The organism is Hoeflea sp. TYP-13 (assembly GCF_040932035.1).
Lineage (GTDB): Bacteria > Pseudomonadota > Alphaproteobacteria > Rhizobiales > Rhizobiaceae > Hoeflea_A.
On the sequence record NZ_JBFRBB010000001.1, the window covers coordinates 1627578 to 1640245 of the forward strand.

Annotated in this window: 17 protein-coding genes and 1 pseudogene; 13 read left to right on the forward strand and 5 right to left on the reverse strand. The window is 52.9% G+C overall.

Going from position 1 to position 12668, the window contains the following annotated elements:
* Window positions 1-880 precede the first annotated feature (880 nt).
* Entirely contained in the window at window positions 881-1405 is a 525-nt protein-coding gene (locus tag ABVT35_RS07645) for a DUF2335 domain-containing protein (protein ID WP_368465686.1), read from the forward strand.
* 33 nt (window positions 1406-1438) lie between these two features.
* On the opposite strand, the gene ABVT35_RS07650 is transcribed toward ABVT35_RS07645, so the two are convergent.
* Together ABVT35_RS07650 and ABVT35_RS07655 are read right to left on the reverse strand one after the other, a co-directional pair.
* Window positions 1439-1618: a hypothetical protein gene (locus ABVT35_RS07650; protein WP_368465687.1), complete on the reverse strand. Its 180-nt coding sequence runs from the start codon at window positions 1616-1618 to the stop codon at window positions 1439-1441.
* 67 nt (window positions 1619-1685) lie between these two features.
* Complete coding sequence (locus tag ABVT35_RS07655; protein WP_368466297.1) at window positions 1686-2537, reverse strand: S24 family peptidase; 852 nt, start codon at window positions 2535-2537, stop codon at window positions 1686-1688.
* 326 nt (window positions 2538-2863) lie between these two features.
* On the opposite strand from ABVT35_RS07655, the gene ABVT35_RS07660 reads away from it, so the two are divergent.
* The 10 genes and pseudogenes from ABVT35_RS07660 (at window position 2864) to ABVT35_RS07705 (ending at window position 8919) form a co-directional block, all read left to right on the forward strand.
* Window positions 2864-3106 carry a hypothetical protein gene (locus tag ABVT35_RS07660; RefSeq protein ID WP_368465688.1) on the forward strand — a complete coding sequence of 81 codons (243 nt, stop codon included), beginning with the start codon at window positions 2864-2866 and terminating at the stop codon, window positions 3104-3106.
* 61 nt (window positions 3107-3167) lie between these two features.
* Window positions 3168-3548: a hypothetical protein gene (locus ABVT35_RS07665; RefSeq protein ID WP_368465689.1), complete on the forward strand. Its 381-nt coding sequence runs from the start codon at window positions 3168-3170 to the stop codon at window positions 3546-3548.
* Between the two features lie 42 nt (window positions 3549-3590).
* Window positions 3591-4124, forward strand: a complete 534-nt coding sequence (locus tag ABVT35_RS07670) for a hypothetical protein (RefSeq protein ID WP_368465690.1) — start codon at window positions 3591-3593, stop codon at window positions 4122-4124.
* A 91-nt stretch (window positions 4125-4215) separates the two neighbouring features.
* Entirely contained in the window at window positions 4216-4758 is a 543-nt protein-coding gene (locus tag ABVT35_RS07675) for a hypothetical protein (RefSeq protein ID WP_368465691.1), read from the forward strand.
* Window positions 4758-4970, forward strand: a pseudogene (locus tag ABVT35_RS07680) (LexA family protein); the annotation flags it as partial. The gene ABVT35_RS07675 and the pseudogene ABVT35_RS07680, both read left to right, overlap by 1 nt.
* Before the next feature lie 83 nt (window positions 4971-5053).
* The gene (locus ABVT35_RS07685) at window positions 5054-5716 is read left to right on the forward strand and encodes a methyltransferase (RefSeq protein WP_368465692.1); all 663 of its coding nucleotides are present in this window, start codon (window positions 5054-5056) and stop codon (window positions 5714-5716) included.
* Entirely contained in the window at window positions 5713-6066 is a 354-nt protein-coding gene (locus ABVT35_RS07690; RefSeq protein ID WP_368465693.1) for an HNH endonuclease, read from the forward strand. The genes ABVT35_RS07685 and ABVT35_RS07690 overlap by 4 nt, the downstream gene beginning before the upstream one ends.
* Complete coding sequence (locus tag ABVT35_RS07695; RefSeq protein WP_368465694.1) at window positions 6063-7505, forward strand: replicative DNA helicase; 1443 nt, start codon at window positions 6063-6065, stop codon at window positions 7503-7505. Before ABVT35_RS07690 ends, ABVT35_RS07695 begins: the two co-directional genes overlap by 4 nt.
* Window positions 7502-8359 carry a DNA adenine methylase gene (locus tag ABVT35_RS07700; protein WP_368465695.1) on the forward strand — a complete coding sequence of 286 codons (858 nt, stop codon included), beginning with the start codon at window positions 7502-7504 and terminating at the stop codon, window positions 8357-8359. The genes ABVT35_RS07695 and ABVT35_RS07700 overlap by 4 nt, the downstream gene beginning before the upstream one ends.
* The gene (locus tag ABVT35_RS07705; RefSeq protein WP_368465696.1) at window positions 8356-8919 is read left to right on the forward strand and encodes a DUF6362 family protein; all 564 of its coding nucleotides are present in this window, start codon (window positions 8356-8358) and stop codon (window positions 8917-8919) included. Before ABVT35_RS07700 ends, ABVT35_RS07705 begins: the two co-directional genes overlap by 4 nt.
* 11 nt (window positions 8920-8930) lie before the next feature.
* On the opposite strand, the gene ABVT35_RS07710 is transcribed toward ABVT35_RS07705, so the two are convergent.
* Complete coding sequence (locus tag ABVT35_RS07710) at window positions 8931-9434, reverse strand: hypothetical protein (RefSeq protein ID WP_368465697.1); 504 nt, start codon at window positions 9432-9434, stop codon at window positions 8931-8933.
* A 139-nt stretch (window positions 9435-9573) separates the two neighbouring features.
* On the reverse strand, window positions 9574-9993 hold the full coding sequence (locus ABVT35_RS07715; protein ID WP_368465698.1) for a hypothetical protein: 420 nt from the start codon (window positions 9991-9993) through the stop codon (window positions 9574-9576).
* A gap of 275 nt (window positions 9994-10268) precedes the next feature.
* Here ABVT35_RS07715 and ABVT35_RS07720 point away from each other — a divergent pair, with 275 nt between their 5' ends.
* Together ABVT35_RS07720 and ABVT35_RS07725 are read left to right on the forward strand one after the other, a co-directional pair.
* Window positions 10269-10577 (forward strand): hypothetical protein, encoded by a 309-nt coding sequence (locus ABVT35_RS07720; RefSeq protein ID WP_368465699.1) that lies wholly within the window; start codon window positions 10269-10271, stop codon window positions 10575-10577.
* 4 nt (window positions 10578-10581) lie between these two features.
* Window positions 10582-11874 carry a PBSX family phage terminase large subunit gene (locus ABVT35_RS07725; protein ID WP_368465700.1) on the forward strand — a complete coding sequence of 431 codons (1293 nt, stop codon included), beginning with the start codon at window positions 10582-10584 and terminating at the stop codon, window positions 11872-11874.
* Here ABVT35_RS07725 and ABVT35_RS07730 read toward each other — a convergent pair.
* Window positions 11850-12620 (reverse strand): hypothetical protein, encoded by a 771-nt coding sequence (locus ABVT35_RS07730; protein ID WP_368465701.1) that lies wholly within the window; start codon window positions 12618-12620, stop codon window positions 11850-11852. The genes ABVT35_RS07725 and ABVT35_RS07730 overlap by 25 nt on opposite strands.
* Window positions 12621-12668 lie beyond the last annotated feature (48 nt).

The following is a 12668-nucleotide window of genomic DNA, read 5'->3' on the forward strand; positions in this document are numbered from 1 at the left end:
GAAGTATTTGTTGAGCGCCCTAGCTGGCGCTTGATCCGGAGCTTCTAGAAAACGACCGGATCGACGGCGGAGAAGGCCAGGCTATGGTGAGCCCGGGTCCGCCCTTAGCCCCCGCTATCTGGCGAGGACACAGGCCTCGATACAGGCCTATCGGTGGTAGGGCCGCCACTCAGCTACCCGTCCAAGGACTGAGTTTTGGTTGTCCTCCACCAAGTGATTCGGAGTCTGGGTCTGATTTGTCCAGAAGTCGAGTCCACAGTCGCAGTGAGGCTCTGCAACGGGTGCTGGATGAAAACTGCGGGCGCGGGGGTCGAAAGTCCTACGGCGCTGCCAGGATCAGAGGACCGGTAATCCGAGAGGAACCGTGGCAACGTCCCATTCACAGGCTCCGTCTGTCAGGACTGCCATTGATCTCCTGCCTTCATGGTTCTGCCGTGGGGGTAGGGGGGTCTATGGCAAGAACCCTTCACCCACCATCTGTCAGAGATCAAACTTTCTTGAGAGATGTGAGTGTGGCTTTGATTGCCACAATTTGATCCCATATTTAAAACATGAGTAGTAGTGAAAAGTTTGCATTAACCTGCTGTCGCTATTTGACAGCAGGTAAGATTGGCTAAAGCTATTCTGGGTAGGTTATTGAAATGGTGCCCGTTATGTGTAGGATTGGCAGTAGGGACAAATATCATGACTAAACGGCTCATAGAATCAAAGGCTTTCAGGCAAGGCTTTTGTCAAGGATTTTCATCGCCTGCGACGCTTTTTATGCTTCGCGGTTCGCTTCGGGCAAAGAGTGCACCGGTCACAGTTGAGTCCGCATGGGCAGCTGTGGGGGACGCGCTCGTTGTTTCGATGGCCAACGAAGAACGGGAGCTGCTAAAAAGTGGCAAAACCACCGGAAAAGCCAGAAGAATCGGAAAAGCCAGAAGAATCGGAAAATCAGCCGCTTGAGAAGACAGCGGAAGCTAGCGATGAATCGGAATCGATAAAAGGCGAACTCGATGAGCTCTTGGGGGAATTGATTCCTCCAGAGAACAGGGACGAAGTTGTCCAGCGCGTAACCGGAGTTGTTCTGGCACATGAAGAGCGGTATTCCGGCCCTCTACCTCACCCACAACATCTCCGTGAATTCGAGGAAATATGCCCTGGTAGTGCCAACCGGATCATCCAGATGACCGAGGGGACACTTGAACACAACAAATCTATGAATCAGCAAGTGTTTGATGCTGAAAAACAGGATGTCCGCAGGGGGCAGTATTTGGGCTTTGGAGCTTTGATCGCGCTCATCCTTGCCGCTGTATATACCGGAATGAATGATCATGATGTCCTGGCCGGTGCTTTTCTCACCACAGGCGTCGTCGGTGTTGTAACAGCATTTATCAATGGTCGCGGAAGAAACAATAACTGATCCAATCAGCCTCCACGGGTCCTCATTGCTCCACTACTCAAACACCCAACGCAATATGCCCCAGTAAATCGGCCAAATTATTGAAAGGAAGAAATTAACCGATACCGCTATTATCCAGTTCCAGCTGTTGTAAACGTAGCCGTCAAAAAACGTTAGATAGAACCACGTGCCTATGGCGCCGGCGGCATAGAGATATTCGATTAATTTCCCCATCCAACATTTCCTATTGCGCAAGCAACAGCACTTGCAATTGCCAGATCCGGAATTTCAATGTGCCGGGCTATGATGTTGTAAATCGTCCAATCACGCGCCCGACAATCGAAATCTCCTGCAGCGTCAAAGTGCGTGTGCTATGGTTCTTATTGTCTGAAATGATTGAGACTTCCACGAACTCGTCGCTTGGCTTTGAGACAACTTCGAGCCGCTTCACGATCATGCCGCCGAACTCATCAGCCAGCGCATAGAGCCCAGGCGGTGAGGGCGCCCGGTGCCGGGTGTCGATGAACACCACATCGCCATCAATGATTGTCGGCGCCATGGAATCGCCCTGAACTGGAAGCGCAGCGACGTGCTTTGTGCTGGCGTTTGCGTGCCACAAAAGCCGCTCTGGTATACGCCAGTGGTCGCGCACAACTTCGGCGGCAAAGCTTGCGCCATTGTCGGCGGTCACCTCTGTAGTCACTGAAACGCCGCCACCGCCAAGCCCAGCAACAACATCAATTTCGGGAATTTCATCATCTTCGATTCCCTGGCGGCCGGTTTCAGATCCGATCGTGCGAGAGGAATCAGTCACTGATGACTTATCTTTTTGCGCACTTTTCCGGGAGGAATCGCTGCCCTGAACGACATGCATCTTTTTGCGTAGCATTTCCACATTCTCGCCAATGCGAGCGTTCGGCTCGGGAAAATCGGATTCATCCGTGGGCTTGATCACACCGCGCCGCATTGCATCCACGTCCAGCTTTAATGCATCCGCGAGCGATTCCATTTTATCGGATCTGATGCTCTTTTTTCGATCCTCAACAATGTCCCGGATGAATGTTCGTTCGAGGCCCGCTTGGGTTGCGGCTTCGACCGGTCCCAAACCGAGTTGTTTCAATCGCTCTGTCACCAGTTCACGTAATGTCATCATGTTCAAAACAATAGGATATTTCCAATGGCGAATGGAAATGGGAAAAATCCTATTGCGTAGTAGGAGATTTCCAACTATCTTTCCGGCATGGAAAAGGAACTGACAGGCAACCTCATCCGACTATGCGAGCTCTATTCGAGCGCGATGAAGCTCGAAGAAACAACCGTCGGCCGACTGTGTGCGTCGGACGGGAGGTTCTTTTCTCGCATTCGGGAAGGGAAGACGTTTACTGCCAAAAAATATGATGACGTTGTCGAGTGGTTCTCCAGAAATTGGCCTGATGAGATTGAATGGCCAGAGAGAATTCCCAGGCCGGAGGCGCCGCAATGACCCGGCGTTCCAAAAGAAAGCAGTCGATCACCGCCGCGAGCATGGAGATACACAAGGCATTTCGCGAGGTGATCGACTTTGGGGAGCCGAAGTCATACAGCCCGGCTCCCGGCTGGGGAAAAAAGATCGTTTCCGTCGCGTCGGTATCCATTCTTTCCGACGCGGCATTTCTGAAAAGGGAAGTTCCTATTGGCGAGGCCGTCCCGCGGCTGGGCATGTCCTCGCATGTCATCTCATAGGGTTCTCCTCGGCTATTTCGCTCCATCAATGTTGAGAGCAACGTAGCAACGAGGAAAGTCGATGCGATCAACAATTTTGGTTGAAATGGTGGACAAAGTGAACAGTGCGGTAACAGGCGAGTACATCGAAAAGATGGTGAAGCGTGAGGCAGCGCGGCAAGGCAATCGCGGATTGGCGATCAAGAAGCTTTGCCGCGACTACGGATTTACCCCGGCGCAGATCAAGCACCTGCGCGGCGGCCGGGCGAAGGATCCGAAGTTGAGTTTAGTCCGGAGGGTTCAGATTGCGTTTCTCGACCACTGCGAGAACCAGATCAAAGCCCTTCAACACGAAATTCGGATCGAGAAAGCGAAACACGAGGATGCTGATCTGGAACATCTGGAAGCTGAGGCTACAGCTTTGGCTGAGAAAGTCCGCAGGGCGAGGAAAGCGCGCCTTTAGGAACGCATGCGGCGGACCTGAGCAAAAACGAGGAGAACCATCATGACAGAGGTAGGCCATAATTCCGAGTTGACCGAAGGCGAGCGCAAGGCTCTGTTTTTCCACCACTTCAAGAGGGTCCAGGCGCAGGTTGACATCTGCAAGAAGGCCAACGAGGAAAAGAAGCGGCTGCGAAAGGTCGCGAAGGCAGACGGCATTATCCTGAGCGATATCGACTTTGCCATCCGAGCGATCGACCTTGAAGATCAATCGATCATTCCGGATCGTCTCAAGCGTGAGATGGAAATCGCCAACTGGCTGAATATGCCTGTGCAGTTCCAGCCTGACCTGTTTGCGGACCGCGCGCCTGCAATGGAACGCATCAAAGCAGATGGCGTGACAGCCGGCCTCGAGAGCAAGAACGGCGAATCTCCCCACGAAAAAGGAACCGATGAAGACAAGGCCTGGCTCGAAGGCTGGGAGGAAGGCCAACAGGTTCTCCGCGACAATCTGAAATCCGCAATGGAGAAGAAGAACGCGGCAAAGGCTGAGGAGGAAGCGGGCGATACCGAGCCCATGCCAGTCGCCGCGGAATGAGCGGCTGGCAATTCGTCTTACTACTCGTTGCCGTTTTCCTGGCGGGGCATCTCGCCGGATTCATCCTTGGATTTATCGCGGGGAGGGTGCTTTGAAAATCTTGACCTTGGACGTTGCCACAAAGACCGGCTGGGCCTTCTTCCCCACAGATAAGCCTGAGTCCTCCATCGAACATGGCTCGATCAAACTGGACGGCAAGAACGCGGTCGAAAAGACAATCTCGATGCGCAAGCAACTGCCGATCCTTTTGAGGCGTTATGAGCCTGATTTTGGAGCGATCGAGGCTCCGCTGTCCTTCATTCCTCAATTCAAAAAGACCAAGAAAACTCTGATGGGGGTTGAGGAAGAAACGACCACCATCAACGCCAACACGATCATGCAGTTGAACCATCTGGCTGGCGCCGCCCAGATGCTTTTGATGGCGTTCAACATCAAGAGCGTTTTTGTTGCGCCGCGCTCGTGGCAGTCGGTGATTCCGAAAACGATCCAAGGCGATCCAAAGAAGCGTGTCAGCCGGTTCTGCGAAGTGCTCAATATCTCTGGTGGCAATATGGACAGCCGAGACGCCGCAATCATCGCCGTCTGGGCGAAGGGCCGGTGCCAGGAACTGAAAATGTTGGAAAGGGCTGCCTGATGCTGACCGTTCGTCAATGTGAGCTTCTTTCTTTCATTCACGCCAGCACCGAGGCGAACGGGGTTTGCCCGTCATATTCCGAAATGTGCGAAGCACTGGGCGTGGTGTCGAAATCGCGGGTTTCTGACATCATCGCCGCCCTCGAAGAACGCGGATTTATTCGTCGGATTTCCAACCGTGCGAGAGCAATTGAAGTTCTCCGTCTACCGGACGGCTCCGATACATCCGAGGTTCAGCGTTTACGGCAGGAAGTTCGCGAGCTCCGGCACCGTCTCGCAAAGCGTGAGGCGGTTTGATGGCACAGAACACATCCACCGCCGTTATGCAGCGGCGACACGAGCCGAAAGATAGTCTTGATGATTTTCCAACACCGCCCTGGGCAACCAGGGCACTGATGGAGAACGTCTTGTTCCCGGATTGTGGTTTCCACTTCCCGCGGGATTTTTTTCAAAGCCGCTCGTGTTGGGAGCCGACGTGCAACCGGGGCTACATGACCCGCCCGCTGAGGGAGTACTTTGGAAAGGTCTACGCCACCGATGTCTATGACTATGGATGGAGCGGACAGCAAAGGGTGAAGGACTTCCTGTGGCCGGACAAGAGCAAGCTTTCCAGAAGTTATGACTGGCTGATCTTCAATCCACCGTTTCGGCTCGCACAGCAGTTTATTCAACGCGCTTTTGAGCTTCATCCCGAAGGTGTCGCAACGATTGTCAGGACCTCATTTCTGGAGGGTAAGCAACGCCACAAAGAGCTATTCAGTGTTCGCCGGCCAAACATCATCGCGCAGTTCACCGAGCGTGTGCCGATGGTCAAGGGACGTGTCGATGAGAAGGCATCAACGGCAACGTCATATTGTTGGCTGATCTGGAAACACGGATGCTACGACACCGAGTTCGTGTGGATTCCGCCGTGCCGGAAAGAACTGGAGCGCCCAGGTGACTATGAGGTGGCGACATGAACCGGATCGACCGCGCCTTCATTCGAGCGCATCGGACAGACGCGCTCACCAAACAGAAGGGCCGCTGCAAATACTGCAAGGAAAAGCTGAGCCAAAAGACAGCCACGGCAGATCACGTCATACCCCGGAAACACGGCGGTGTGGATCACGGCTACAACATCGCGGCCGCGGATCGGCGGTGTAACAAGGCCAAGGGCCACATGAGCGAAATGCAGTTCATGCGACAAGTCCAAGACCCGGCCCCTGGATCTCATCTTGAAATCTGGCTAGCGCACAGCCGCTACCGTATCAACAAGGCGGCCATGCGCGCCGAAAGGCGCATCCTAGCGTCGGTGGGGCTCAAGCCATGAACGTTCATCCGGGCGACATGCAACGTGATCTGCCGGGAAATATGGACGCAGAGCAAGCCCTCTTGGGAGCGGTCCTGCTCAACAACGACGCCTTTGATGTCGTGTCGTCGATCATCGAACCGAAGCATTTTCGCGAGGATTTGCACTCGAAGATATTCGAGGCAACATCAGGCCTCATTGCCAGAGGGCAGATCGCCAACACGGTAACGGTCAAGAGCCTCATTCCGGAAGAGAAAATAGTCGAGGGACTGACCACATCACAATATCTTGCCCGCCTTGCCACGCATGCGGTCAACATCCTCAATGCTCCGGATTATGCCCAAAGGGTCTTGATCGAATATCAGCGGCGCCAGGCTATCATCATCGGCAATCATCTGATGGATGCCGGGTTTGATCTGTCGAACGAAGTGCAATTGCTCGAGGAAGTCGATGCACTGCGCACTGCATTGGATCAAACCATTGCAGACCTTTCGGGAAAAGAGCAGCGTTCCGGTGTCGACATCGCCAGTGACTACCTCACGGCCATTTCCAAAGACACAGACGCGCGTGACGGGGAGGGGGTGCCGGTTTGCCTGTCTGAGATTGGAAAGGTGCTCTCCGACACTGTATTCAGGCCAAAACGGCTATACGGGTTGCTGTCCTCAAGCGGTGAGGGAAAGACCAGTCTGACCCTGCAGCAGATCAATCACGCGCTGACGTGCGGTCATCCGGTCCTGTTCTTGTCCTATGACCAGTCCTGGCACGAATGCGTTGCCCAGATGGCGGCTCAGGAATTGGGAATTGAGTTGCGCCGGCAGATGCAAAAAGATCTGTCCGACAAAGAGCGGGAGGATTGTTACAGCTTCTCGCTTGAACTTGGCGCAAAGCCGTTCGAAGTGATCGAGTGCACCAATGAAACCGCATCCCGATTGGCCGGCTATGCAAAGACATGGTTCAAGAAGGCAAGGCGGAAATCAAACAAGACGCCTTTTATTGTGGTTGATCATATCGGGACAGTCACGCCCGAGAACAAGCAGGCTGATGAGGGCACAAAAGCCCGCCAGATTGCGCAGGAATTCAAATCCCTGGCAAAGGCGCTCAATGCAGCAGTGCTGGTGCTGCAACAGCGGTCCAGCGCTGGCATGAAGCGGTTGAACCCGCGGCCGATTGTCTATGATCTTTACGGCGGACAGGCTGCCCTACAGCCATTTGATGCGGTCATGTATCTGTTCCGCGCTGAAAAGTACCGCAACGAACAGATGGCGACGGCTTCCAATCAGGCGGAATATGGAAAGATCGATGACCGGTTCCCGATGGATAAATGGGGCGAGAAGGCTGAAATCGGCGCTCTGAAAGTGAGGTTTGGAGATCCTTCATTCAGACCCAAAGTCGAATGGGAAAGCCGGTTCACCCGCTACCGCTCATTGCAGGATGACATACAAGAGGGGCTCCCGCTTTGAGTGCCCCTGCAAGACCCATATTAAGGTGGCATGGCGGAAAATGGATGCTTGCGCCGTGGATATTATCTCATTTTCCCGCACACCAGGTTTACGTGGAACCATTTGGCGGTGCCGGATCTGTCCTTATGAGAAAACAACGTGCTTATGCCGAAATTTGGAACGATCTGGATGATGAAGTCGTAAACCTCTTTGTCGTTGTGCGGCATCCAAAATCTGCAATTGCACTGAAAAACGCACTGTCGCTAACGCCATTTGCTCGCAGTGAATTTCGTATCGCGTATGAGCGGGTTGAGGAACCGGTAGAGCGGGCCAGGCGTCTCATTGTTCGTTCGTTTATGGGTTTTGGCAGCACAGGCACCAATTTCCAGAAAACTGGATTCCGGTCGAACAGCAATCGATCGGGGTCCACACCTGCACATGACTGGAGGAATTATCCAGCAGCCATGGACGCCTTCGTTGAACGGTTACGAGGAGTTGTGATTGAAAATAAGAATGCGATTGAACTCATGCGTCAGCACGACGCGCCAACCACTCTGCATTATGTTGACCCACCCTATGTTCACGAAACCCGAAATCTAGGCAACCAGTACTGCGTAAAACACAAATATGCGCACGAGCTTTCCGATGCTGATCATCGTGAACTGCTTGTCTTCTTGGATGATCTAGAGGGAATGGTTGTCCTGTCTGGATACCCAACTCCATTTTACGACCAACTGTTGTCAAAGTGGCATCGCGTCGAACGTGTTGCACTGGCTGACGGAGCCCGGCGGCGAATAGAGGTTCTTTGGATTAATCAATCCGCTTGGAGCAAGCTTCAAGATAGGGAGATGTTGCTTTTCGAGGTGGCGAATTGACCTATCAGGCCTGGACGCCCAAAGAGGTCGAATATCGTATTCTGGAAGCCGCGGAAACCCTCATGCTGTGTCCGCCAGTCCGTGGGCCACAAGCCTATGGCAATGCAATGCCGGAGCCCGTTCGCCGGATGTTTCAGGACGCGGCGCCGGCAAGAGCTCGATACCGACGCAAGCCGGCACCCGATGCGCTCGATCGTATGGAGGAGGTTTGGACGTGGATCAATGCGCTGCCGGATGAAGAAAACCGGAAGCTGATTTATGCGTGGTCCTGGTTCAAGGTTCGCCGGGGTGTGACAGTGCGCCAATTCGGCGTTGGAATGGGCATTACGACCCGGACTTTACGCCGAAAGATCGAACGAATTTGTTCAGCAATTGCAGACGACTTGAACAAAAAACACTCCGTCCAGTTGACAATGGCCGAAAACGAACCGAGAATCCGCGCAAATCACCTAACATCGAAGAAGTCTGTAAAGCGGAAGGACAACGCCTGGATGTCGTCCGGCGCGAAGCCGCGTGTTGATCCAGCGATGCCGAGGCGGCGGCTTCTAAAAAATCGATAGAAGTGCTTGATTTACCAGGGGCACAAACTGGGAACCCGTTTGCACACATCTAACTTGTAGATCCACATGGCAACCACTCCCGTCCAAAAAAGCAGCAGTGTTGCACCGGCCCACCAAGTTTGAACATCACGTTTAAGAATGGTCCCCGAGTCTTTAGGCATTCCACTGCCTTTTCTTATATAATCTTTGAAGATTGTACCGCCGTGACCTTTAAACCATTTGTTTCTCAGATGAACCATTTTCTTGTGAATGCCAATTGATTTCACGTTCCAGAAGTACGTAATTAGTAATCCGAGAATACCGATCTCAATTCCAAATAATTTGATCAAAACGTCGCTATTTGAAGCCGTTAAAAGTACCGCGGTTGCCGCCACCAGGAATGATTGAGCAATCATGGAGGTCTGGATCCTGCTGTGTAAAATCGTGTCCGCAAGACTGTAGAATTCCCATGCGTGCTTAAAGGCTACGTCATCCTGTATAAATGCCTCGTAACTGGGTTCATTTTCCTTTGTCATGAGCTCAACTCAAAATAGAAGATAATGGATGTGACCTATTAAGGGCCGCAGGATCAATCGATGCAAGTTAATTGGTTGATGGCGTGGGGAGTTGATCAGCCCGTCGCGATGAAGCGGGCCCAATGCAGTCAGAGGTTGGTCAGTGTTTTTTGTGTTGCGTGCCGTCTGGTAGGTCTGTCATATCGTCTGCGATATCGAGGATATTCCTCAGTTCGGCTTGTGTCTTCTCCTCAAGTGCGAAGTTGAGCCCAATACCGTTTGCGAACTTCATTTGGATGACTGCAGTCCCATCGGGCGCTTTCCCAATACCAAAACCATCCACCTTCAATGCGGCGATGGAATCTGCGGGGGGCTGTTCGCTCCGATCTTTGGCTGCGTACTCTGACGCGGATGAAAGATGCGTGAAGAATTCGCCCTCAAGTACATGCGGAATCACGATCACAGCATCGACGCCGTTTTGATCACGTATTCCGATGCAGAGGTTCTTGCCGTTGTCTGCTCCACCAAAACCGGTAAGTGCTGAAATAACCAAATTTGGAGCGCTTTTGTTGCCACTCATCACAATGTTCCTCATGGGGTTGAATTGTTGTCAGGGTAACAGCCAGATCGCCAAAAAAGCAAAACCATGACCAATCCTGCCGACATCAACTATATGAACGACGCTTGCACCTTCGTCACCCTCACCAACGGCGCAGTTGTCCCTGTCACAAACTGGTTCGACGCATGGGGTGAAGATTGCGAACCGGAAGAGGCAGCGACAATCGTGTGCGGAACAGAACAGTTGGGATGGTGGGCTGTGTCTATGTCGGACTTTGATCGGGTGAGGTTGCACTGATGGCTGTTAAAAAAACAGGAAAAAAACAGAAAATCGGTCAAGGCGCTCCTGGTCCTGGTCGACCAAAGGGTGTCCTGAACAAAAACACGCGCCTGTTGAGCCACGCCATCCTTGAGGCCGCGCGCAATCATGGGCTCGATGGTGAAGGGACAGACGAACTTACCGGCTACTGTCAGTTCCTCGCAAAGGATCATCCGACGTCATTTGCAACGTTGTTGAGTAAAGTTCTCCCAATGCAAGTCACGGGCAGCGGCGGTGGGCCGATCAGTCACGAATTCACCGTGACTTTCAAAGGTCCAGACAAATAATCTGATGGACATTCAGTTTCCGGAGGTCTTCCAGCATCTCATTCAGCCGGCGCGCTGGAAAGGCGCATGGGGCGGCCGTGGCTCGGGCAAGTCGCATTTCTTCGGCGGTCTGCTGTGTCTTCGTTCCCTCAAGCAGCGGACGCGCGCTGTCTGCCTTCGTGAAGTGCAGAACTCCATCAAGGATTCGGTCAAGCAGCTCATTGAAGACAAGATCCAGGCATACGGGCTGGGCGACTATTTCGAGGTGACAGAAAGGGAGATACGCGGGCCGAATGGAAGTCTCTTTGCCTTCCGCGGGCTCAAGGATCAGAACGCCAACTCCATCAAGTCGCTGGAAGGCTTTGATGTTGCCTGGGTGGAGGAAGCCCAGACAGTCACGCAACGCAGTCTGGACCTTCTGACGCCAACGATACGCATGCCTGAGAGTGAGTTGTGGTTTTCTTGGAACCCAGAGAACCCAACCGATCCGATTGACCGGTTGTTGAGGAAGCAGAAGCCGGCCGGCGCCATCGTGGTTCGGGCGAACTATTCTGACAACCCGTTCTTCCCCGAAGTGCTGCGCGCGGACATGGAGCGCGACCGGGAACAGGACCGCGCCAAGTATGAACACACCTGGCTGGGTGAATATCTCGATCAGTCGGACATGCAGTTCATCTCGCGTGAGGTGATCCGTATGGCGCAGGAGCGGCTGAGCGAATTGCCGGAAGGACCGCGCATCATGGGATTGGATGTGGCGCGCTTTGGCGATGACAGAACCGTTCTGATTTCGAGACACGCGCACAAGGTCAACAAGATCTGGCGCTGGTCTACATTGGACCTAATGCAAACCGCCGGGAAAGTGACTGAGATCGCCGGGAGAGAACAGCCGCACGCGCTGTTTGTCGATGGCGTCGGTGTCGGTGGTGGTGTTGTCGACCGGCTGCGACAGCTTGGATTGAAGGTAATCGACATCAACGGCGGTGCCCGTGCGGGTAATTCAGCGCGGTATCGCAACAAGCGCGCGGAGATGTGGGCGAAGATGCGTGACTGGCTGCGCGATGTGGGCGAGATACCGGATGACGATGAACTGGCGATCGATCTCCAGTCACCGAACTATCTGTACGACAGTCAGAACCGCATTCAGCTTGAGAAGAAAGAAGACATGAAAAAGCGCGGGCTGCTGTCGCCGGACTTGGCCGACGCGTTGGCTCTGACCTTTGCGGAGTCAGTGAGAACGGAGAACGTCAGCGTGGCTCCACAAGTGAACTGGGCAAAGGGCGGTTCTCAGTCTTCCTATGATCCGCTCGCAGGCTTTTGATCTGGGATTTTTGCTTTGCAATCTTTGTCGTCAGGATGCGCAGCCCACTCGCAAGCAAAACTGTTGATCGCATTTGTCAGGTAGGGTGTTTGCAGCAAATACAACACCTCAAGACACAGTAAGAATGTTGCGACAGTAACCAAGCCCCGTGCAAAGCCTGGAACGCGTCGAACTCCATAGTAGAACGAAATTGAACAGACCAAGAGCGAGACCGTAACATTCCAGTAGAAATCGAATCCACTTCTAAATCTTGGATCTAAGTCTCTGAATGTTATCGCATAATAGTACAGTAACGCCATCAGAAAGCACACATTTACGGCTCCCACAATCGTCAGGATTTGTTTGATTGTCGGATTCGTTAAAGCGTTAATAAAAACACGGGCGATTATGTCCGCCCCACCAAAAGCTGGATGACGTGACTTCTGGACTATAAACGAATATAGCTCGAGCAGCTGACCGGCAAATTTGTATGAACCAAAAACAACGGGCAGACCGATGGTAGTCATGAAAATGACGAAGTTGACAATAGTGCTTGGGATGGGCGGAATTAAAAATAGTTCCCCGACAGCTTCCCCAATTTTGCTTGCAAGTACATCCCAAGCTAGAATAGCCGCGTGAATGGCCCTTAGGATCTCATAGCGAGACAGGTTTACTATTTTGGGAAGAAGTGCAACCAGACTGATTGCCGCAAAGACACCCCTAGTCCACCAGAAACCCTTTAGCCACTTACTGACTTCGCTCGTCAAACGAAGCGCCTCCCACAAGTTATAGATGTAGTTCAAAACTTATACCAG

Coding starts and splice junctions, on each gene's coding strand:
- ABVT35_RS07650 (WP_368465687.1), bottom strand. CDS start 1,618: ATGGGGAAATTAATCGAATATCTCTATGCCGCCGGCGCCATAGGCACG.
- ABVT35_RS07655 (WP_368466297.1), bottom strand. CDS start 2,537: ATGATGACATTACGTGAACTGGTGACAGAGCGATTGAAACAACTCGGT.
- ABVT35_RS07660 (WP_368465688.1), top strand. CDS start 2,864: ATGACCCGGCGTTCCAAAAGAAAGCAGTCGATCACCGCCGCGAGCATG.
- ABVT35_RS07665 (WP_368465689.1), top strand. CDS start 3,168: ATGCGATCAACAATTTTGGTTGAAATGGTGGACAAAGTGAACAGTGCG.
- ABVT35_RS07670 (WP_368465690.1), top strand. CDS start 3,591: ATGACAGAGGTAGGCCATAATTCCGAGTTGACCGAAGGCGAGCGCAAG.
- ABVT35_RS07685 (WP_368465692.1), top strand. CDS start 5,054: ATGGCACAGAACACATCCACCGCCGTTATGCAGCGGCGACACGAGCCG.
- ABVT35_RS07690 (WP_368465693.1), top strand. CDS start 5,713: ATGAACCGGATCGACCGCGCCTTCATTCGAGCGCATCGGACAGACGCG.
- ABVT35_RS07695 (WP_368465694.1), top strand. CDS start 6,063: ATGAACGTTCATCCGGGCGACATGCAACGTGATCTGCCGGGAAATATG.
- ABVT35_RS07710 (WP_368465697.1), bottom strand. CDS start 9,434: ATGACAAAGGAAAATGAACCCAGTTACGAGGCATTTATACAGGATGAC.
- ABVT35_RS07715 (WP_368465698.1), bottom strand. CDS start 9,993: ATGAGTGGCAACAAAAGCGCTCCAAATTTGGTTATTTCAGCACTTACC.
- ABVT35_RS07720 (WP_368465699.1), top strand. CDS start 10,269: ATGGCTGTTAAAAAAACAGGAAAAAAACAGAAAATCGGTCAAGGCGCT.
- ABVT35_RS07725 (WP_368465700.1), top strand. CDS start 10,582: ATGGACATTCAGTTTCCGGAGGTCTTCCAGCATCTCATTCAGCCGGCG.